Genomic DNA, 19,707 nt, shown 5'->3' with positions numbered 1-19,707 from the left:
GGGCGGCTGAGCTACGCCGGGGGCGGGGCCTCACGCTCCCAGTGGCGGCGGGCGATGGACTCGGCGAAGAGCTGGCCGAAGCCCTTCGTCTCCGCCTTCGCGCTGCGGACGACGCCTCGCGTGGCGTCCAGGCCCTTGCTCGGCGGCGCCTCCAGGTCGCGCACGCCCGCGGCGTCCAAAAGGGTGTTGGCGTCCGCGGAGAGCGCCAGCGCCTTGCAGTGCACGTAGGCCTCACGCACGAAGTCCACCGCCAGCGGCGCGCGCCGCAGGGCCGCGACGCTCCGCTCGCCGGCGGGCACGTAGACGGCGTCGTACATCACCGAGGACGCGGTGGAGAAGGTCCGCAGGGGCCGCTCCTCCCGGCCCTCCTGGCTCGTCACCGGGCTCAGCGTGGGGCCCACCACCTCCAGCTTGGCGCCCCGCTCCTCCAGCGCCTTTCGCACGCCGTCCAGCTCCTTGCCGGAGAACCCGTCCGACACCAGCGCCGCGATCTTGCGCGTGCGGATGGAGTCATGTGGCGAGCGCTCCATGCTCAGCGCCGGGGACGTCTCCACGGAGGGCGCCGCCTTCTGGCCCGTGGCCTTGGGCGGCTTGGGGGGCCTGGTGGGTTTGGGCGGCGTGACGCCCGCGGCGCGCGCCACGCGCACGGCCAGCTCCGGGTCCACGTTCACCAGAATCTGGTTCACCACGCGCTCGCGAATCTCCACGCGCTCCACCTTGCCAACCTCGAACTCGAGCGCGGCCACCAGGTGCTCCTGCTCCGGCTTCGACAGGCTCTTGTAGAAGAGGGTGGCCTGGCTGAAGTGGTCGCTGAAGCTGCCGCTGCGCGCGCGAATCTTGTGGCCCTCCACGCGCTCCTGGAAGTGGCGGAAGGCCTTGGCGGGGTTGGCCAGCACCGGGCAGCCGCCGCCCAGGGAGTTGGGGTGGTAGTTGGCGCGGGACGTGGGAATCGTCTGCCGCCCGAAGCCGTCCTGCTGGTGGTTGGTGACGGGGCACACCGGCTTGTTGATGGGCAGCTCCGCGAAGTTGGGGCCGCCCAGCCGCGTGAGCTGCGTGTCCAGGTACGAGAAGAGCCGCGCCTGCATCAGCGGGTCATTGGTGAAGTCGATGCCGGGGACGATGTTGGCCACGCAGAAGGCGACCTGCTCCGTCTCCGCGAAGAAGTTGTCCGGGTTGCGGTTGAGCGTCAGCTTGCCCACGCGCTGGACCGGCACCAGCTCCTCGGGGAGCAGCTTGGTGGCGTCCAGCAAATCGAAGCCGTACTTGAGCTCGTCGCCTTCGGGGATGATTTGCAGCCCCAGCTCGTACTCGGGGAAGTCGCCGCGCTCAATGGACTCCCAGAGGTCGCGGCGGTGGAAGTCCGGGTCCTTGCCGGACAGCTTCTGGGCCTCGTCCCACACGAGCGCGTGGTTGCCCAGCAGCGGCTTCCAGTGGAACTTGACGAGGTTCGCCTTGCCGGCCGCGTTGACCAGCCGGAAGGTGTGGACGCCGAAGCCCTCCATCATCCGGAAGCTGCGCGGAATGGCGCGGTCCGACATCAGCCACATCACCATGTGCGTCGTCTCGGGGACGAGCGAGACGAAGTCCCAGAGCGAGTCGTGCGCGGAGGACGCCTGGGGGATTTCGTTGTGCGGCTCGGGTTTGACGGCGTGGACGAAGTCCGGGAACTTGATGCCGTCCTGGATGAAGAAGACGGGCATGTTGTTGCCCACCAGGTCGAAGTTGCCTTCCTCCGTATAGAACTTGGTGGCGAAGCCGCGCACGTCACGCACGGTGTCCGCCGAGCCACGCGAGCCGCCCACGGTGGAGAAGCGCACGAACACTGGCGTGCGCAGCGACGGGTCGGTGAGGAAGCGGGCCTGGGTGACCTTCTCCAGCGACTTATAGACTTGGAAGTAGCCGTGGGCGCCCGCGCCGCGCGCGTGGACAGCGCGCTCCGGGATGCGCTCGTGGTCGAAGCGCATCACCTTCTCCCGGAAGTGGAAGTCCTCCAGGAGCGTGGGGCCGCGGATGCCGGCCTTCAGTGAGTTGTCCGTGTCCGAGATGGGAATGCCCTGGTCCGTGGTGAGGACCTTCCCCTCCGCGTGCATGCGGTGGGGTTCGAGGCTTTCGCTCTTGAGCGTGGTGGGCCGGCTCTTCGCCGAGGGCTTGCGCAGTTTCATGGAGGCCTGTCGCCAACGAGAGAGGTGAAGGCGCCGTCTACGCTGGTGGCGTCCTCCCCGGGCCACGAGGCTTTGGGGGACGTCGGCGAGTCGGCACTCGCGCGCGTGGCAGTGTCCACCACCGCGCGCTCGGACCTCGCGGCGTCAGGCGGGCATCACGGCACGGCGGGCGCGGCCACGGACTCCGCGTGCTTCTTCGCGTCGGCCACGGCGACGTCCTTCAGGGTCGCCAGGCCCTTCTCGAAGTCCTTCCCAATCATGGCGTCCATGTCCATGAACAGGGACATGGCCTTGCTCACGAAGTTGTTCTCGCCGGACATGGCCCAGACGACCTGGGTGCCGCCCTCGGCGGCGCTGAATGTGAAGGTGGTGGTGTTGGTGGACTCGAAGGGCTTGATGAACTCCAGCTTGATGGTGACCTGCTCGTTGGTCTTGCTGTCGGTGATGGTCATCCGGCCCTCACCGACCTGGTCGTTGCCCACCCAGGCGTAGCCCGCGCCGGTGCCTGACTCCGGGCCGGAGTAGGTGCGCTGCTGCTGGGGGTCCAGGCCGTCCCAGGGGGACCAATCGGTCCAGCGGTGGAAGTCATTCACCAGCGCGAAGGCGATGTCCGCGGACACGGGGAGCACCGCGGTGCGCTGATAGGTGAACGTGTCGGGACGGGTGACGACGACGCCGACGAACAGCAGGATGACGGCGGCGAGGCCGGCGAGAATCTTCTTGAGCATGGGGCGTGGGTCCTCACGAAGCGGCCTGGGATGGCCGCGTTCCTGGCGCGCGTCTTAAAGCGTGTCCGGCGCTCCGCGCAACCCACGCACAGCGTAGCGACTCCGACGGAGATGGCTGGCGGCTCAGCACTCTGGGAGGCCCACGCTCAGGTTCGTCACCTCCAGCACGTTGGCGGCCAGCCCTCCTCGCGACGTCTCCTTGTACTTGTCCTTCATGTCGCGGCCGGTGTCGCGCATCGTCCGGATGACCTTGTCCAGGCTGACGAAGTGCCGCCCGTCGCCAGAGAGGGCCATGCGCGTGGCGTTGATGGCCTTCACGGAGGCCATGGCGTTGCGCTCGATGCAGGGCACCTGCACCAGCCCGCCAATGGGGTCGCAGGTGAGGCCCAGGTTGTGCTCCATGGCGATCTCCGCCGCGTTCTCCACCTGGAGCGGGGTGCCGCCCAAGACCTCCGTGAGCGCGCCCGCGGCCATGGAGCAGGCGCTGCCGACCTCACCCTGGCAGCCCACCTCCGCGCCGCTGATGGAGGCGTTCTCCTTGTACAGCACGCCAATGGCGCCGGCGGTGAGCAGGAAGCGCACCACGCCGTCCTCGTTCGCGCCGGGCACGAAGCGCCAGTAGTAGTGCAGGACGGCGGGGATGATGCCGGCGGCGCCGTTGGTGGGCGCGGTGACGACGCGGCCTCCCGCCGCGTTCTCCTCGTTGACGGCCAGGGCGTAGAGGTTCACCCAGTCCAGCACGGTGAGCGGGTTGGTGAGGCCGGCCTCGGGGCGACTGATGAGCTTCTGGTACATGCCCGCGGCGCGGCGCTCCACCTTGAGGCCACCGGGGAGGATGCCGCCGCTGGTGCAGCCGCGGCGCACGCAGGCCTGCATCACGTCCCAGATGCGCAGCAGCCCGGCGCGAATCTCCGCCTCGTCGCGCCAGGTCTTCTCGTTGGCGAGCATGAGCGAGCTGAAGCTCATGCGCTCGCGTTCGCAGTGGGCCAGCAGCGCGGCGGCGGACTGGAAGGGGAAGGGCTGCGGCGTGGCGTCCTTGCTCAGCGGGTCCTTGCCCGCCGCGGCGGCGGACTCGTCGACGATGAAGCCGCCGCCCACGGAGTAGTAGATGGCCGACGCCAGCTCCGCTCCGTCTTCGCCGCAGGCGGTGAAGCGCATGCCGTTGGGGTGGAAGGGCAGCGAGCGGCGGCGGTGCATGACCAGGTGCTCGCCGTCACGGAACGTCACCTCGCGCTGGCCGAGCAGCGTCACGCGGCCCTCCGCGCGCCAGCGGGAAATCATGGCGGGCACGGCCTCGACGTCCACGGCCTCCGGCGTCTCGCCCATCAGGCCCAGCACCACGGCCTTGTCGCTGCCGTGGCCCTTGCCCGTCGCGCCCAGCGAGCCGAACAGCTCCACCTTGAGCCGGGTGAGCCGCTCCAAGACGCCTGTGTCCGCCAGCTTCCGGGCGAACGTGCGCGCCGCTCGCATGGGCCCGACGGTGTGCGAGCTGGAGGGTCCGATTCCAATCTTGAAGAGGTCGAAGACGCTGACGGCCATGGCGAGCGCAACATGCCACGTTTCCACTTCCGTCCCAGCGTCCCCCCGCCGACGCGCATGTCACCGCGTGGACGGATGAACGTCCTTGGACGTCCAACGAGACGCGGCGCGTTGGCCGGACGGTGTCTGGCCCGCTGCGTCGAAGTCGTGAGCCGCTGACGCTGGAGACACGAAGGGCCGGGAGGACGTCCGTGGGACGCCGGCTCCCGGCCCTGGTGTTGACGGACGGCTACTGGTCGTCGCAGGGCGTGCCCAGGCGGGCGCCTTCGTACACACCGAGCTCGTTGTAGATGAGCGGCAGGTTCTCATCCACGGGCACCTGGCGCAGCTCCAGGCGGCGCTTGGTGTTTTCAATCCACAAGGCGGGCTTCGCCTTGTCGAGCAGCAGGCGGAGGTCACCGCGCTTGGTGGAGAAGATCTCGCCTTCGGAGTCGGAGATGACGTTGGTCATCTTCTGGGCCTTCAGGTTGCCACGAGGCCCGATGAAGACGCGGTAGCTCTTCTTCTGGGCCTCGTGGAAGCCACGGTCCACGAAGTAGTAGACGCCCTTGGTGTCGCGCAGCAGCGCATAGGGCACGAACTTCTGCGGGTTGGGCTGGAAGGTGGCCTTGCGCAGCAGCTCCGCGGCCGGCTCTCCGTCCAGCATGGTGAGGGGAATCTTCTTCTCCCCGCACGCCAGGGCGCAGGTGCGCTCCTTGCGGTCTATCTCCACGCTCGACATCACCCGCCAGTCAATGCCGCGGAAGTTGGGGTTCGCCCCCTTGTTGAAGAAGCGCGGGTCCAGGAAGGACGTGGGCGACGTGTAGGGGCCGGGGTGGGGCACCTGGACGAACTGCTTCTCATCGCCGTAGTAGAGGACGGCGTTGGTGTCCTCGTCGTCGGGCGTGAGCGCGACGTAGTGGCCCTTGCCGTCGGTGCACACCGACGTGGCCTCCAACATCATCTTCTCGCCGAGGTTCGACTCCTTGCCCCAGGGGGGCTTGATGGGCTCGGCCGCCATGGCGGCCGTACACGCGAACGACATCGCCGCGAAGGCGAAACGCTGGAATCGCATCGTGAAGGCTCCGGCTACAGGTGCTGCTTGAAGAACTTGGTGGCGAACTTGTCCTGGTTGCTGGCGTCCCGGGTCGTCGTCCAGATGACGCGGTCCGCTTCGAGCTTGGGCTCCAGCGCGGAGCCGAAGCGGCAGCTCACCTGCTTCACCTTCTCCTGGACGGTCTGCTTCGCGATGGCGGACGCGGTGCACAGCTCCTTGAGGCTGGTCAGCGGCGTGCCACAGTAGCTGGCGATGCTCAGCTCCTTGAGCAGGTCCTCGTTGACGCTGCTCCAGTCGATGCGGGCGGCCACGGACGTGCCACACGCGTTGTTCATCTCCTGGAGGGTGGCGGCATATTCCTTGTCGTGGCCGGACTCCTCGCCCTTGCGGTCGAAGGCCATCAGCTTCGCCAGGGTGCCGTCCTTCATCTGCTTCTGGTGCTGCGCGTAGACCTCCTCCGGCTTCAGCGCGGCGGTCTTCTTCTCGTCGTAGGCCAGGCGGATGGAGCGCTGGCGGCCGGGCACGTAGAGCTCGTACTTCGTGTCCCGCACGTGCAGGGCCGTGTACTTCCGGCCGTGCCACTGGGTGCTGTAGTTGAACTGCTCGGTGCTGCGGGTGCTCCAGTCGTTCTGCTCGTAGGGGAACACCAGGCCGTCGAACTCCGAGCCCGTGCCCTTCACGCGCAGGATGAACTTCTTGTCGGAACGGGGCGTGAGCGGCACCACGGCCACCTCTTCACCCTCCGTGCCAGAGTACACCTTGCCAGCTTCCACGGGCGCGGCGGCCAGGGCCTGCGACGCCCCCAGCGCGACTGCCGCGACAATCACTGCGACCATGTTTCTCAAGCGAATCACCTCGTGTTGCATGAGAGCCCCCCTACCTGGATGGCCCGCTGTTTCAGAGCTCGATGTCGTGCTTCTGGCAGAACTTCTTGACCTTGGCACGCTCCGCTGACGCGACCTTCGGCCACTCGCTCACCGCACCGCCCAGGTCCTTCTGCTGGCAGTAGGCGCGGGTGAGCAGCGAATACGCCGCCATGGAGCGCTTCGCGCGCTGGCTGCTGCGTGCCAGCGCGATGGCGCGGCTGGCGTCACCCGAGGCCAGCGCGCTCTCTCCGTCCTTGAGCAGCTTGCGGACCTGCTCGGGGAGCGCTTCCTTGGGCTCGGGGCGCGTCACCGGGCGCGAAGGCGGCTTGTCGGGCGAGGTGTTGGTGGCCACGACCACCTGCTGCGGGGCGCCCGCGTCCGGCGGAGTCTGTGTGCCGTTGGCCTGCTCGGTGCCGTTGGCCTGCTCGGTGCCGTTGGCCTGCTCGGTGCCGTTGGCCTGCTCGGTGCCGTTGGCCTGCTCGGTGCCGTTGGCCGGCCGCGCGCCCTGGGGCTCGCGGGTGTCCGCCACGGGCGTCGTGGGCGAGCCCGTGCCGGAGGTGCCACCCTTCACCCACCAGACGAGTCCCACGCTGGAGGCCAGCAGGACCGCCGCGGTGGCGCCGATGAAGGCGCCGCGGCCCTTCGCCGCGGGGGGCGACGAGGCCGGCGTGGACGGGGCGGACAACAGCGCCGCGGCGGCGTGGGGCTCGGCGGCGCCCGGGATGGGCACGGGGACGCTCACGGACGTGTGCGGCTGGGCGGGACGCTCCGGCACGGGAAGGGCCGGGACCTGCTTCGAGATGAGCGTGGGCTCCAGGCCAGGCGGGTCGATGCGCGACGCGGCGGCCAGCTGCGCCACGCCCATCTGCCCCGTGGCGGACGGATTGACGCCCTGCGCCTGCGCCACGCCCATCTGCCCCGTGGCGGACGGACTGAAGCCCTGCTGGCCGGTGCCGGGCGCCATCGTGGAGTCGAAGCCCTCGCGGCCCGTGTCCGGCAGCACCTTGAGGCTCCCGGGCAGGGCGGTGGCGGACAGCGAGGCCGGGCCCGCGGAGGGCAGGGCGATTCCGGACACCGGGGCCTGGGGGCGCGGGGCGGGCTGGTTTCCCACCGCGGTGGACAGCGAGTGCAGCGGCGTGCCCGTCAGGTCCTCGATGAAGGAGGAGACGTCCGGGTAGCGCTCATCCGCGCTCTTGGCGAGCGCGCGCATCACCGCGGCGATGGCCTCCGGCGTGGCCTCGGGACAGAGCGGGGCCAGGGGCTCGGGCGGCTCATAGACGACGCGGAAGATCATCTGCGCGAGGCTGCCCGAGCCGAACACGGGCTTGCCGGCCATCATCTCGTAGACGATGCACCCCAGCGAGAACACATCCGTGCGCGCGTCGATGTCCCGGTTCTTCCCCTGGGCCTGCTCGGGAGACATGTACTGAGGCGTCCCGATGATGGTCGCCTCCTGCGTCTGCACCGTCGTGGAGCTGAGGACCTTGGAGATGCCGAAGTCGAGCAGCTTCACGCGCTCGCCCACCACGCCGCCGGAGTCGGTGGGCACCAGGAACACGTTGGCCGGCTTCAAGTCACGGTGGATGACGCCAGCGCCGTGCGCCGCCTGGAGCGCGGAGCCCATCTGCCGGGTGAAGGAGACCACGTCCTCCATGGGCAGGCGCCCGCGCTCCAGCCGCTCCTGGAGGCTCTCGCCGCGCAGGTACTCCAGCACCAGGAACGGGTTGCCGTTCTCCAGGGTGTCGTAGTCGTGCACCTCGACGATGTTGGGGTGGCCCAGCCGCGAGGCAATCTCCGCCTCTCGGCGGAAGCGCGCGAAGATTTCGGGCGTCAGGTGGTCGCCGCCACGCAGCACCTTGACCGCCACCTGCTTGCCGGGCAGCCGCAGGTGTTGGGCCAGGTACACCGAGCCCATTCCTCCCCGTCCCAGCAGGGAGACAATCCTGTACGTATTCCGCAGGACCTCATCAATGCGGAGGTCACCATCAGCGGGTTGGGTCATGGGGCTGGGACTCTCAGGCAGGGCATTCCGGGGAAACTTCGCCCATTCCATCCTCCCACCCCCCCCTGAGGCAACTCTCCTGATGTCGCGGCACACCCAGGCGGGTCGTGGCATGCGACGGGACGGGGCGCCTCACCAGCAGCCTGCCAAGGAGGCGAGCGGATGCTGGAGGCCAGGACCGCCAGACCGGAAGACGCGCCCGCCGCCCGGGGCTCCGAGCGGCGGCACGCGAGACACGGGCCCTGGGTGAGGCTCAGGCGGGCTGCGGCACGCGGGAGGCGTCCGGCGCCGGCCCGGTGGCGACCGCCGTCGTCGCGGTGAGCGCGGGCTGCGGCACGGGGGCGATGATGGACTCGCCCACCGTCTCTCCGTGCTGGCTCAGGTCCAGGCCTTCTTCCTCGTGCTCACGGGTGACGCGCAGCGGGACGATGCGGTCCACCACTTTGTAGAGCAGGAACGAGCCGGCGAAGGAGAACACCGACACCAGCACCAGCGCCAGCATGTGCATCATGAAGGTGCGCGTCTCGCCGTGGATGAGGCCCACGTCCTTGGCCAGCACGCCCGTGAGCACCATGCCCACCACGCCGCCCAGGCCGTGGCAGGGGAAGACGTCCAGCGTGTCGTCGACGGAGGTGCGGTTCTTGAAGTGCACCGCCGCGTTGCTCACGAAGCTGGCGACGAGGCCCACGACGAGGCTCTGCCCCACGGTGATGAAGCCGGCCGCGGGCGTCACCGCCACCAGGCCCACCACCGCGCCGATGCACGCGCCCATGGCGCTGGGCTTGCGGCCCCGCAGCCAGTCGAAGGCAATCCACCCCAGCATCGCCGCCGCGGACGCCGTGTTGGTGGTGGCGAAGGCCAGCGTGGCCAGCGACGAGGCCGACAGCGCCGAGCCCGCGTTGAAGCCGAACCAGCCGAACCACAGCATGCCCGTGCCCAGCATGACGAAGGGGACGTTGGCGGGCGTGTGCGCCGTGTTCTCCACGTGCACCTTGCGGCGGCCCAGCACCAGCGCGCCGGCCAGCGCCGCGAAGCCCGCGGACATGTGCACCACCGTGCCGCCCGCGAAGTCGAGCACGCCCCACTGCCGGAGGAAGCCCTCCGGGTGCCACGTCCAGTGCGCCAGCGGCGCGTAGATGACGAGCGTGAAGAGCACCATGAAGAGCACGTACGCCTTGAAGCGCACGCGCTCCGCGAACGCGCCGGTGATGAGCGCCGGGGTGATGATGGCGAACTTGAGCTGGAACAGCGCGAACAGCATCAAGGGGATGGTGGGCGCCAGGTCCGGGTGCGTCTCACCGCCCACGCCGCTGAACATGAAGAAGGTCCGCGGGTCGCCGATGAGCCCATGGAAGCTGTCGCCGAAGCACAGGCTGAAGCCCACCACCACCCAGAGCAGGCTGATGACCGCCATGGCGATGAAGCTCTGCAGCAGCGTGGACACCACGTTCTTCAGCCGCACCATGCCGCCGTAGAAGAAGGACAGGCCCGGCGTCATCAGCAGCACCAGCGCGGTGGCCGTGAGGATCCACGCCGTGTCCGCCGTGTTGATGGGGCCCCCGTGCTTCAACTGCGCCGCCGGTTCGACCAGCAAGCCCGCCACACCCACACCCACCAGAAGGGCCATCGCCAACCACTTCTTCATTGCGCCTCCACCTGGAAGACTGACGCAATGCAGTATGGGGCGAGCTGGGGCTAGATTCAATCCAGGCTGGGCTTATTTTGTTCCGGAGTAGGTTAAAATGGTCCGGATTTAGCCTAAATGATGGCTGTCTGGCAGGTGAGGGCTCACTTCACCTGGATGCGCCCGCCCTTGATTTCCAGGTCTTCGCCGCCCTTGAGGACCACGGTGCCCGTGTCCGTCTTCACGGCGCAGGGCCCGGAGCCCTGGATGGTGACGGAGGCCGTCTGGCTCTTGCCGAACGTCACCGACGTCTTCACGCCGCTGCACACCACGGACCACGTGTGGTCGCGCGAGTCGCGGTTGTGGTAGCGCACCGTCACCGCGGCCCACGCGGCGGACGACGTGAGCAGGGATGCAACCAGTGTCACCGCGGCGAGCTTCGTCTTCATGCCTTGTTCCCCGCGTCCGGAGCGTTGGTGCCGCGCACACTGGAGCAGGGCGTTGGTGCTTGTCCATGCCCTGCGTACAAGCTTCCCGCGCTTCGTCATGCCCGCATGAAGCTAGAACCCCTTCGCCATTCGCTTCGCGACCTCCCTCGCGGCGCGGACTGGAAGGAGCCTTTTCGAAATGTTCCTCCGCGACGTCACAGATGAAGACCTCCCCACCTTCTTTGAGCACCAGCGCGACCCGGAGGCGCTGCGCATGGCCGCATTTTCCTCGCGGGAGCGCGATGCGTTCATGACCCACTGGCGCACCAAGGTGCTCCGCCCTGAAAACGTCACCCGCACCATCGTCATGGGGCGCGTCGTCGTTGGGAACATCGGCAGTTGGGGAGAGGATGCCAGGCGCTTCGTTGGCTATTGGTTGGGCCGCGAGCATTGGGGCAAGGGCATCGCCACCCAGGCCCTCTCGGAGTTCCTGGTGCTCGAGCCCGCACGGCCGCTTCATGCGTGGGTCGCGCTCCACAACCTCGCGTCGCTCCGCGTCCTCGAGAAGTGTGGCTTCCACGCCATGCGCAGCGAGGGTCCGCATCACTCGGACGGCGTTGCCGAGGTCCTCATGAGGCTTGGTTCGACGGCGTGAGTGTGGCCCAGGCCCTCATGGCCGCCGCTCAGCCGCCCTTGGGCATGTTCAGCGCCATCGCGACCAGGGAGAGGGTCAGGTCCTCGGGCTGGTAGGGCTTGAACGGGTTCAGCGTCGTGCCGGTGGAGTCCAGGTGATCCAGGCCGGACAGCGTCACGGACTTGGAGCCGGGGATGAACGCGTCCTGCGGGAGCACCAGGCCGTCGGACTTCACGTCGTAGCGCTGGTGCATGTACTGCTCGGCGGGGAACAGCGGCGACGTGGGGTTCGCGGTGGTGGAGGCCATGCACACGGTGGGGATGCCCGGGGGCATCGGGTGCCTGGCCAGGAACGCCTTACGCGAGTCGTAGGTCAGGTCCTCTCCGGCCTGGATGCTGCCGCCCATCGCCTCGATGGCGCCGCCCACGCCGTAGCGCACGAGCGGGTTGTCCAACAGGTCCTGGGCCATGGGCGAACCGCCGTACGGCGACTGGAGGGTGACCAGGGCGCGCACGTGCTCCTGGAGCTCCGGGTACATGGACAGGGCCGCCGCGGAGTCCAGGCCGCCCTTGCTGTGGCCAATGAGCACCACCTGCTTGCCGTCCTTGGCGGCCTCGAGCACCGCCTGCCGGACGAGGGCCGCGTTGTGCTCCACGCCCATGTCCGTGTCCACGGGGACGCGGCCGACCTGGAGGCCCTGGGCCTCCAGCGCGTCCAGGTTCCGGTCGAAGTAGAGCTGCTTGGGCGCCGCTTCGGACAGCAGGCCGCCCACCGCTAGGAACACGCAGTCCTTGGCCTCGGCGGGCATCACGTTCTTGCCCGCGCGCACGGCCTGGTTGAGCTTCATGAACTCCGCGGTGGAGTCCTTGGCGGGCGGATACGCCTTCTGAATCCAGCCAATCTTGTCCGCCTCGCCCTTCCCCGGCCAGGGGATGGGGAGGCGCAGGGCGTTGACCTGCGCCAGCGCGTTCGGCCGCTGCCGCTCCGCCAGGGCGCTCGACGTGAAGCTGTCACCCTCCACCACGGCGTTGACGCCCCGCGCGGCCTTGGTCTGGACAGGCGCCTCTGGTGTGGCCCGCGTCCGCGTGGTGGGCGTGAGGCTGGAAGGACGGGTGACCTGGACCATGGAGGACCTCGGGAGGGGGAGCCGAGTTGAGGATCGGGGAGGCTTGCCTCCATTGTCGGGGCGTGGCGCCGGAAGTTGCGCCCCATTCCAAGGACGTGAGAAGGCGAGAACTCCGAGTGTGTGTCACGACGTGGCGGGGAGTGCACGCCGCCGTGGACCCGACCGCGTCATCACCGCGCGGCTCGCGAGGTCACCTGCCCATCCGCTCCTCGGGGCCCTGATGCAGGAGCGCCAAACGCCCACGGCCTCGAAGGACCGCGGAGGCGTGGTGCGCCATGGGCCGTGCGCTCAGTGTCTTGAGTCCTGTCGGGGTGCGGGCCACTCCCTCTGGTCATTATGATTTTGAGAGTGAATGTCAATTTCATATCATAGCTGGATGGCGGAAATCCGGACGGCGCGCTGGCTGACGGGGCCTGCGTGGGGAGAGGACACGATGCGTGGCGGAGTACTGAGGTCGACCAAGGGCAGCTTCTTCCGGGGGCTGGTGGCCAGCGCCGCGCTCGTCCTGGGCGCCTGTGCTGATGACGCGCCGCCCGCGCCAGAGGAGACGCCGGAGGAGGGGACGCTGTACCTGGTCCACTCCGCCGTGGAGACGAACGGCAACCGGGTGAACTACTTCAGCCTGGTGGAGTCCCTGGCGGAGGCGCGCACGCTGGACTACGCGCGCTCGCTGGAGGTGCCGGGCCGTCCCCGACTGTACGCCGCCAGGGGCGTGGGCTTCTTCGCCATTGGCGCGGGCGAGTCGCCCACCATTACTCGCTATGAGGTGCGTGACGGCGCGCTGGTGCCAGGGGCGAGCCTTTCGTTCCAGAACCTGGGGGTCCGCGCGATGGGCGCCCGGGCGGTGCTCTTCGTGAGCGACACGAAGGCGTACTACTTGGAGCGGGCTTCGTGAGCGCGGGGGCGCGCCGTCGCCCTGGGGTGACCTGGCTGCTGGCGGCCGTGCTTGGCGCGCCGCTGGCGGCGCTGCTCGTCTCCCTGGCGCTGCCCGCGGTCGTGCCCGCCTCGTCGGACGTTCGCTACCTCGTGGCCTGCATCGCCGTCATCCCGTTGATGGCGGTCGCGCCCTGCGCCGCGCTCCTGTCGCGGACGGAGGCCCGCGCGTGGGCGGGCATCGGGGTGACGAGCGCGGCGGCGCTGCTCGTCCTCTGGAGGTCATTTTCATGAGGCTCAAGTCCGAGACATATCGCCTCCTCTGGGAGGCGCATGCGTGGGCGGGCGCCGTGGCCTCCGTGCTGCTGGTGGGCATGTTCCTGCTCGGGGCGGTGTCCCTGTTCCGCCACGAGCTGATGCCCTGGCAGGAGCCGCGCTTGAGGGCGCCCGTGGCCGCCGACGAGGCGCGGACGCTGGCCACGCTCCAGGCGTGGCTGGACGCGCATGTGGCCAGGGGCGGGGCCGCCCACCTGGATGTGGACCTGCCCGCGCCCCACTCGCCATGGCTCCGGCTGGAGTGGCGGGAGCAGGGCGGCGCGCGGAGCGCCGTGTGGCTCAACCCGGGCTCGGGGGAGCATGCGCCGGAGCGCAGTGACCTGGGCTACTTCCTGTTCCTGGCGCACTTCCTCTACCCGCTGCCGGGCGGCATGTTGATTTCGGGTCTGGTGGCCCTCGTGCTGCTGCTGGTGGTGGGCACGGGGCTGGTCCTTCAGGTGGGCCGCTTCCGCAGGGAGCTGGTGCGCTTCCGCCCCCACGAGGCGCTGCGCACGATGTGGGGCGACCTGCACAAGGTGCTCGGCAGCATCGGCCTGCCCTTCCAGGCGGTCATGGCCTGGACGGCGGCCATCATCTGCATCAACGCCGCGGTGCTCCAGCCGGTGGTGGTGCGAACGGCCTTCGACGGCAACCTGGAGGCGGGGCTGGCGACGCTCGGCTATCCCCGGGGTGGCAAGGCCGCCGGGCAGCGCGCCGAGGCGCCCCAGGTGGCCACGGTGCTGGCCCAGGCCCGCGCGGCGCTGCCGGAGGTGAGCCACTACCGCTTCTCCATGCGCAACGTGGGGGACGCGTCGGCCTATGTCGACGTGCGTGGACACGCCCGCCAGGGGCTCCACGAGTTCACGACCGTGCGCGTGTCCCGCCAGGGCGAGCTGCTGCACGTTCGCGACGCTGGCGGGCCCGGGGCCACGGCCCGGCTGCTCGAGGCGGCTTACGTGCTCCACTCCGGGCTCTACGCGGGCATGGGCCTGCGGCTGGCCTATGCGCTGCTGGGCATCTTCAGCGCGCTGTGTGTCGTGACGGGCAACCTGGTGTGGCTGGAGCGGCGCGCGCGGAGCATGCGCCGCGTGGACGTCCTCCTGGCGCGCGTCACGGCCGGGGGCTGCGGTGGCGCCGCGCTCTCGCTCGCCGCAATCTTCCTGGCCAACCAGTTGCTGCCGGACGCGCTGCCGCGCCGGGTGCAGTGGGAGCACGGCATCTTCTTCGGGAGCTGGTGCGCCTGCGTGCTGGGGGCGCTCGTGTACCCGCGCGCGCGGGGCTGGGCGCAGCAGTTGCTGGCCGTCTCTGGCGGCATCCTGGTCCTGCTGCCTTGGCTGGACGCCTGGCTCAACGCGCGGCACGTGTTCGACCCGGCCGGCTCGCCCTATGTGTTCTGCGCGGACGTGGCGCTGGCCGTGCTGGGCGCGCTGTTCCTGGTGTCGGCCTGGGCCATCGGGCGCATCGCTCCGCGCGACCCTCGGGATGCCCGGCTGCCGCTGTCGATACCGGCGCACGAGGGCAGGTGAATGTCCTCGCCCCCGTCGCGCGCCTCACCTCTCACTCGACTCATGCAGGGCCTCATGTCTCTCCCCGTCGACGCCCCCGCTCGTGCGTGGCTCCTCCTTCGCCGTCATTCGGGGTGGCGTGCCCTGGGCATGCTGGCCCTGAGCGTGGCGGCGCCGGCCGCGGCGCGGGAGGCCGCGCCAGCGCCCGCGGCGGAGGCGCGGCCGGTGACGGGGGACATCGGGGGGCAGGTGTCCGCGTGCGAGGGCGGTGACCTGGCGCAGGCCGAGGTGCTGTTGCTGGCGCCAGACGGAGGCACCCGGACGCCTCGCGTGGACGCGCGGCGTCGCTTCCAGGTGACGGGGCTTGGGCCGGGTGTCTACGAGCTGCACGCCTATGTCCCAGGCTGCGAGCCGCAGGCCTACCGCGTCCAGGTGGCCGCGGGGCAGCGCACCGAGGTGGACGCGGTGCTCGGCGAGAGCGTCAGCCTGGAGACGACCATCGAGGTGACGGGCCGGCAGCTCAGCAAGGGCGAGGAGCGCCTCCTGTCGGCCGAGGCCGTCCGGGTGGTGGAGCTCAAGCAGGCCCGCCAGCAGACGGCGGACCTGGGCGAGGTGCTCAGCCGCAACAGCGGCGTCAGCGTGCAGCGCAACGGCGGCCTGGGCTCCGCGAGTCGCTTCTCGCTCAATGGCTTCTCTGGCGAGCAGGTCCGCTTCTTCCTGGACGGCGTGCCGCTGGACCTGGCGGGCTTTGGGCTGGGGCTCGCCAACGTGCCCGTCAACCTCCTGAAGCGCGTGGAGGTCTACCGGGGCGTGGTGCCGGTGCGCTTCGGCGCGGATGCGCTGGGCGGCGCGGTCAACCTGGTGTCGTCGGATGGGGATGAGCCCAGCGGGACCTCCGTCTCCCTGCAGGCTGGCTCCTTCGGGACGTACCGGGGCGCCGTGTCGGGGCAGTACACGCTAGGCGCCAGCGGGCTCTTCGTGAAGGGGCACGCCTTCGGCGACCTGGCGCGGAACGACTACACCGTGGACGTGCAGGTGGCCGACGAACGCGGGCGGCTGCGGGACGTGCGCGTGCCCCGCTTCCATGACGGCTTCGTCGCGGGGGGCGCCGGCCTGGAGGTCGGCGTGGCCCAGCAGCCCTACGCGGAGCGGCTCAGCCTCCGCGTGTTCGGCACGCGCTCCCGCAAGGAATTGCAGCACAACGTCGTGATGACGGTGCCCTACGGCGAGGCCCGCAGCGGCGAGTCGAGCCACGGGGCCCTGGCGACGTGGGCCCAGGGCGGGCTGCTGGGTGGCAAGCTGCGCCTGGACGCGGTGGGCGGCTACAGCCGGCGCGACACGAACTTCCGGGACCTGGCGCAGGTCGTCTACGACTGGTACGGCGACCCGGGCGTGGAGCGGCGTCAGCCGGGCGAGCTGGGCCTCACCCCCGCGGACCAGGTGCTCTGGCAGCACAGCGTGCTGGCCCGCATTCACGCGGACTACGAGGTGTCCCAGGCCCAGCGCTTCCGCCTCTCGCTGTCGCCCACCTTCGTGACGCGGCAGGGGCAGGACCGGCTCAAGGTGGGCACGGACCAGAGGGACCCACTCAGCGCGCAGCGGGACCTGCTCACGCTGGTGGGCGGGCTGGAGCACGAGCTGGCGGTGAGCGACGGCCGGCTCAAGAACGTGGCCTTCGTGAAGGGCTACGTCATGCGCTCGAACTCGGAGGAGGTGCTCCCGGGCAGCGTCTTCCGGCGCAATGACCAGGCCAACGAGCGGCTGGGCGTGGGCGACAGCCTGCGCCTGTTCCTCCCGTACGGGCTGCTGGCGAAGGCGTCGTATGAGTTCGCAACGCGCCTGCCCGGCCCGGATGAGCTGTTCGGAGACGGCGTGCTGGTGCTGTCGAACCTGGGGCTGCGGCCCGAGCTGAGCCACAACGCCAACCTGGAGCTCTCCCTGGATGACTGGCGCACCGGGGCCGGGCGCTTCCGCGGGAGCGTGGGCGGCTTCGCCCGCTTCGCCGACCAGCTCATCGTGCTCCTGGGCAACGACGCCTCCTTGAGCTACCAGAACGTGTACGCGGCGCGCTCGGTGGGCGTGGAGGCCGCCGCCGGGTGGACCAGCCCCGGTGACTGGCTGGCGCTGGACGCCAACGCCACCTGGCAGGACTTCCGCAACGCGGGCGGCGGCGGGGCCTTCGAGGCCTTCAAGGGCGACCGCATCCCCAACCGCCCCTGGCTCTTCGCCAACGCCTCCGCCCGCTTGCAGCGCCGCGCGCTCCTGCAGGCCAGCGACGCCGCGGCGCTCAGCTTCACCTCGCGCTACGTGCACGGCTTCTACCGGGGCTGGGAGAGCCAGGGCCTGCGGGAGTACAAGCAGGACGTGGACGCGCAGCTCATCCACTCGGTGGCGCTGTCCTACCAGCGGGAGGGCTCGCCCGCGCTGGGCGGGACGCTGGAGGTGTTCAACCTCACCAACGCCCGCGCCTACGACTTCTTCGGCGTCCAGCGCCCCGGCCGGGCGCTGACCTTCAAGGTGACGGCGGACTTCTGAGGCCGTCCGCCCCGAGGAGGGGCTCCCCCGCCCAGTCGGGCACGGAGGAGGGCCGTGCGCGTCAGCCGTGGGCGAGCGGGTTGGCAGGGTGGCGTTGGGGTGCAGCGCGTGGCACAGGCGCGGTCGGCGATGCTGTTGCCCAGCATGCCCGTGGCGCTGCGGGTGATGGAGGCGGGGTCCACCTTCATCCAGCCGAAGGCGCCCGGCCGCGCGGCGAACACGTACGAGGTGCCGCTGCCCAGGTCGACGCGCGGCTTCCCCTCGCCATGCGGGTTGGCTTGGCGCATTTCCTCGAAGCACCACTGGGCCAGCAGCTGCCGGTTGGCCTCGCGCCAGGCGGCGGGGCCTCCGTCGACGAGTGCCGGCATGGGGTGGTCGACATTCAATGAATTACCTGCCGCGGACAATCCCTCTCGTGAGCCCGCCAGTATTGATGACGGGCGGTGGGGTCAGCGGGGTGGCATGCCCGGCTCCGGTCGTTGGTGAAGGGGCATATAGCCGCAGTCGCGATGGCGGATGTGCCGCGAGCGCGTCACAGAATCCGGCGGCACGCTACGACCTGGGCCTGAAACTTCGTCGTCAAGTCGGCGACAAGAGATGGCCTCTCTGTCAAGAGGACCGACGCTGTCTCTCCGCCGATGCCGTGCGGAGGGCGTTGGGGCGCTGTGTCAGGACAGGCAGCGTGACGTCTGGGGTTGAGGGAGGACAGGAGGGCGCCGTTCCCGTCAGCCGTCGAGCTGACATTGCCGAAGCAGCCACCGTGCTCAGCAACGCCTGGCATGGCCCCAGCGCCACTTCGCACGAAAAGTTGACCCCACAACCCAGCACACCATGTTGACAGCGCCCATGTCGGGCTCCCACGAGGAACGTTCATGTCAAATCGACTCTCAAGATGGCTCATCGCGCCCGCCGCCGCATTGCGCGCCGGTTTGGTGATGGGGCTGGCCGCCAGCACCCTCGGCGCTTGTGGCGACAGCGACCCGCCGCCCGCCTCGCCGCCGGTGGCCCGCGACGTCACCCTTGAGACGGTGGAAGACACGCCCCTCGAGGTGAGCCTGTCGGCCAGCGGCAACGGGGCGCTCACCTTCACCATCGTCGATGCGCCGGACCATGGAACGTTGAGTGAGGTCAGCGCCAATGGCGTCCTCACCTACACCCCCGGCGCCGACTACCATGGCGAAGATGCGCTCATCTTCCGCGCCACTGACGGCCAGGGCCAAAGCGCCCAGGCCACGGTGATCCTCACCATCACCCCAGTGAATGACGCGCCCACGCTCTCCGCGGTGGCCGACCAGCGCATCCCCGCGGGCAGCTCGACGGGCGACCTGGCCTTCACCGTGGGCGACGTGGAGACCGCCGCTGACGGCCTCACGGTCACCGCCACGTCCTCCAACACGGAGCTGGTGCCCAACGACCCCAGCAACCTCGTCCTCGGGGGCTCCGGCTCCAGCCGCACCCTCTCCGTTGTCCCCGCCGCCAGCGCCAGCGGCTCCACCACCATCACCCTCTCGGTGAGTGATGGCGCCGACACCACCTCCATCGCCTTCACGGTCGACGTCACCCGCCTGGCGAGCCTCTACTGGATGACTGCCTCCGGTTCGCTGTGGAGGGTTGACGTGAACGGCACGAATGCCATTGAGCTCGCGACGGGCATCAGCGGGGCCTCTTCCGTCGCAACCGACCCGGTCACCCGGACCCTCTTCTACACGCGCGACAGCGCAATCGTTCGAGCGGACAGTGATGGGGCGAACCCGGTCGATGTCGTGGCGAACGGAGGCTACCCCAGCGGGCTGGCGGTCGATTCGACGAACCGCAAGCTGTACTGGTCCGACTTCAACGGAAGCCGGGTCATGCGCGCCGAGCTGGATGGCAGCAATCCCACGCAGATCGTCGGAGGCATCGACAGCCCGTCTGCCATCGCGTTCGATGTCCCGAACGACAAGGCATATGTCATTACCTACAACAACACCCGGCTCGTGCGCTTCAACCTGGATGGCACCAACCTGGAGACCGTCGCTTCAAACCTGGGCGGATTGGGCGTGGGCCTGGCGGTCGATTCGAGCGGGGGGAAGCTGTACTACTCGACCCGCGGCAACAGCATCTATGTCGCCAACCTGGACGGCTCCAGCGTCACCCCCCTGGTGGCCAACCAGACCACCGTGCATGGGATTGCCATCGATGTCTCGGCCGGGCGGCTGTATTGGGCGGATTGGCTGGGGACCGCGCTCCGGAGCGCCAATCTGGCTGACGGCGGAGATATCCAGGACGTGAACGCGGGCAGCGCCAGGAACCTGGGGCTGACCTGGATGCCCGCGCCGTAGCCTGGCGCCGGTG

At 69.6% G+C, this 19,707-nt stretch carries 16 protein-coding genes; 6 read left to right on the top strand and 10 right to left on the bottom strand.

Going from position 1 to position 19,707, the window contains the following annotated elements:
- Window positions 1-11 precede the first annotated feature (11 nt).
- From HV824_RS18450 to HV824_RS18415, 8 genes are all read right to left on the bottom strand, one after another.
- Complete coding sequence (locus HV824_RS18450) at window positions 12-2,162, bottom strand: catalase (RefSeq protein WP_176423900.1); 2,151 nt, start codon at window positions 2,160-2,162, stop codon at window positions 12-14.
- Between the two features lie 155 nt (window positions 2,163-2,317).
- The gene (locus tag HV824_RS18445; RefSeq protein WP_176423899.1) at window positions 2,318-2,890 is read right to left on the bottom strand and encodes an SRPBCC family protein; all 573 of its coding nucleotides are present in this window, start codon (window positions 2,888-2,890) and stop codon (window positions 2,318-2,320) included.
- Between the two features lie 123 nt (window positions 2,891-3,013).
- Window positions 3,014-4,429 carry an L-serine ammonia-lyase gene (locus HV824_RS18440; protein WP_176420446.1) on the bottom strand — a complete coding sequence of 472 codons (1,416 nt, stop codon included), beginning with the start codon at window positions 4,427-4,429 and terminating at the stop codon, window positions 3,014-3,016.
- A 229-nt stretch (window positions 4,430-4,658) separates the two neighbouring features.
- The gene (locus HV824_RS18435; protein ID WP_176420447.1) at window positions 4,659-5,483 is read right to left on the bottom strand and encodes a hypothetical protein; all 825 of its coding nucleotides are present in this window, start codon (window positions 5,481-5,483) and stop codon (window positions 4,659-4,661) included.
- Between the two features lie 14 nt (window positions 5,484-5,497).
- A complete protein-coding gene (locus HV824_RS18430) occupies window positions 5,498-6,301 on the bottom strand; it encodes a hypothetical protein (RefSeq protein ID WP_255208143.1) in 804 nt (267 codons plus the stop codon).
- 61 nt (window positions 6,302-6,362) lie between these two features.
- The gene (locus tag HV824_RS18425; RefSeq protein ID WP_176423897.1) at window positions 6,363-8,333 is read right to left on the bottom strand and encodes a serine/threonine-protein kinase; all 1,971 of its coding nucleotides are present in this window, start codon (window positions 8,331-8,333) and stop codon (window positions 6,363-6,365) included.
- Between the two features lie 253 nt (window positions 8,334-8,586).
- The gene (locus HV824_RS18420) at window positions 8,587-9,978 is read right to left on the bottom strand and encodes an ammonium transporter (protein WP_176423896.1); all 1,392 of its coding nucleotides are present in this window, start codon (window positions 9,976-9,978) and stop codon (window positions 8,587-8,589) included.
- 143 nt (window positions 9,979-10,121) lie between these two features.
- The gene (locus HV824_RS18415) at window positions 10,122-10,406 is read right to left on the bottom strand and encodes a hypothetical protein (RefSeq protein WP_176423895.1); all 285 of its coding nucleotides are present in this window, start codon (window positions 10,404-10,406) and stop codon (window positions 10,122-10,124) included.
- Window positions 10,407-10,584: 178 nt separating this feature from the next.
- Here HV824_RS18415 and HV824_RS18410 point away from each other — a divergent pair, with 178 nt between their 5' ends.
- The gene (locus HV824_RS18410; RefSeq protein WP_176423894.1) at window positions 10,585-11,040 is read left to right on the top strand and encodes a GNAT family N-acetyltransferase; all 456 of its coding nucleotides are present in this window, start codon (window positions 10,585-10,587) and stop codon (window positions 11,038-11,040) included.
- Between the two features lie 28 nt (window positions 11,041-11,068).
- Here HV824_RS18410 and HV824_RS18405 read toward each other — a convergent pair whose 3' ends face one another.
- Window positions 11,069-12,145, bottom strand: coding sequence for a triacylglycerol lipase (locus tag HV824_RS18405; RefSeq protein WP_176420453.1), 1,077 nt, complete (start codon window positions 12,143-12,145; stop codon window positions 11,069-11,071).
- Between the two features lie 433 nt (window positions 12,146-12,578).
- On the opposite strand from HV824_RS18405, the gene HV824_RS18400 reads away from it, so the two are divergent.
- From HV824_RS18400 to mxcH, 4 genes are read left to right on the top strand one after another with little or no spacing between them, the layout of a single operon-like run.
- Window positions 12,579-13,040: a hypothetical protein gene (locus HV824_RS18400; RefSeq protein WP_255208142.1), complete on the top strand. Its 462-nt coding sequence runs from the start codon at window positions 12,579-12,581 to the stop codon at window positions 13,038-13,040.
- The gene (locus HV824_RS18395; RefSeq protein WP_368738074.1) at window positions 13,037-13,312 is read left to right on the top strand and encodes a hypothetical protein; all 276 of its coding nucleotides are present in this window, start codon (window positions 13,037-13,039) and stop codon (window positions 13,310-13,312) included. The genes HV824_RS18400 and HV824_RS18395 overlap by 4 nt, the downstream gene beginning before the upstream one ends.
- A complete protein-coding gene (locus tag HV824_RS18390; RefSeq protein WP_176423893.1) occupies window positions 13,309-14,859 on the top strand; it encodes a PepSY domain-containing protein in 1,551 nt (516 codons plus the stop codon). The genes HV824_RS18395 and HV824_RS18390 overlap by 4 nt, the downstream gene beginning before the upstream one ends.
- Window positions 14,860-14,913: 54 nt before the next feature.
- Complete coding sequence (gene mxcH / locus HV824_RS18385) at window positions 14,914-17,373, top strand: TonB-dependent siderophore myxochelin receptor MxcH (RefSeq protein ID WP_255208141.1); 2,460 nt, start codon at window positions 14,914-14,916, stop codon at window positions 17,371-17,373.
- Here the strand turns inward: mxcH and HV824_RS18380 are convergent.
- Window positions 17,307-17,741: a hypothetical protein gene (locus HV824_RS18380; protein ID WP_176420455.1), complete on the bottom strand. Its 435-nt coding sequence runs from the start codon at window positions 17,739-17,741 to the stop codon at window positions 17,307-17,309. The two genes, mxcH and HV824_RS18380, sit on opposite strands and share 67 nt — an antisense overlap.
- Before the next feature lie 504 nt (window positions 17,742-18,245).
- Here HV824_RS18380 and HV824_RS18375 point away from each other — a divergent pair.
- Window positions 18,246-19,694: an Ig-like domain-containing protein gene (locus HV824_RS18375; RefSeq protein ID WP_176423892.1), complete on the top strand. Its 1,449-nt coding sequence runs from the start codon at window positions 18,246-18,248 to the stop codon at window positions 19,692-19,694.
- Window positions 19,695-19,707: the final 13 nt, after the last annotated feature.

The sequence above is a fragment of the Myxococcus sp. AM009 genome (assembly GCF_013372605.1).
GTDB classification, from domain to species: Bacteria; Myxococcota; Myxococcia; order Myxococcales; family Myxococcaceae; genus Myxococcus; species Myxococcus vastator.
The sequence above is the reverse complement of the archived record's forward strand: the minus strand, read 5'-3'. Positions and strand labels throughout refer to the sequence as shown.

What these genes read in the sequence shown, in the direction of transcription:
- HV824_RS18450 (WP_176423900.1), bottom strand. Translation starts at nt 2,162, where the DNA reads ATGAAACTGCGCAAGCCCTCGGCGAAGAGCCGGCCCACCACGCTCAAG.
- HV824_RS18445 (WP_176423899.1), bottom strand. Translation starts at nt 2,890, where the DNA reads ATGCTCAAGAAGATTCTCGCCGGCCTCGCCGCCGTCATCCTGCTGTTC.
- HV824_RS18440 (WP_176420446.1), bottom strand. Translation starts at nt 4,429, where the DNA reads ATGGCCGTCAGCGTCTTCGACCTCTTCAAGATTGGAATCGGACCCTCC.
- HV824_RS18435 (WP_176420447.1), bottom strand. Translation starts at nt 5,483, where the DNA reads ATGCGATTCCAGCGTTTCGCCTTCGCGGCGATGTCGTTCGCGTGTACG.
- HV824_RS18430 (WP_255208143.1), bottom strand. Translation starts at nt 6,301, where the DNA reads ATGGTCGCAGTGATTGTCGCGGCAGTCGCGCTGGGGGCGTCGCAGGCC.
- HV824_RS18425 (WP_176423897.1), bottom strand. Translation starts at nt 8,333, where the DNA reads ATGACCCAACCCGCTGATGGTGACCTCCGCATTGATGAGGTCCTGCGG.
- HV824_RS18420 (WP_176423896.1), bottom strand. Translation starts at nt 9,978, where the DNA reads ATGAAGAAGTGGTTGGCGATGGCCCTTCTGGTGGGTGTGGGTGTGGCG.
- HV824_RS18415 (WP_176423895.1), bottom strand. Translation starts at nt 10,406, where the DNA reads ATGAAGACGAAGCTCGCCGCGGTGACACTGGTTGCATCCCTGCTCACG.
- HV824_RS18410 (WP_176423894.1), top strand. Translation starts at nt 10,585, where the DNA reads ATGTTCCTCCGCGACGTCACAGATGAAGACCTCCCCACCTTCTTTGAG.
- HV824_RS18405 (WP_176420453.1), bottom strand. Translation starts at nt 12,145, where the DNA reads ATGGTCCAGGTCACCCGTCCTTCCAGCCTCACGCCCACCACGCGGACG.
- HV824_RS18400 (WP_255208142.1), top strand. Translation starts at nt 12,579, where the DNA reads ATGCGTGGCGGAGTACTGAGGTCGACCAAGGGCAGCTTCTTCCGGGGG.
- HV824_RS18390 (WP_176423893.1), top strand. Translation starts at nt 13,309, where the DNA reads ATGAGGCTCAAGTCCGAGACATATCGCCTCCTCTGGGAGGCGCATGCG.
- mxcH (WP_255208141.1), top strand. Translation starts at nt 14,914, where the DNA reads ATGTCTCTCCCCGTCGACGCCCCCGCTCGTGCGTGGCTCCTCCTTCGC.
- HV824_RS18380 (WP_176420455.1), bottom strand. Translation starts at nt 17,741, where the DNA reads ATGCCGGCACTCGTCGACGGAGGCCCCGCCGCCTGGCGCGAGGCCAAC.
- HV824_RS18375 (WP_176423892.1), top strand. Translation starts at nt 18,246, where the DNA reads ATGTCAAATCGACTCTCAAGATGGCTCATCGCGCCCGCCGCCGCATTG.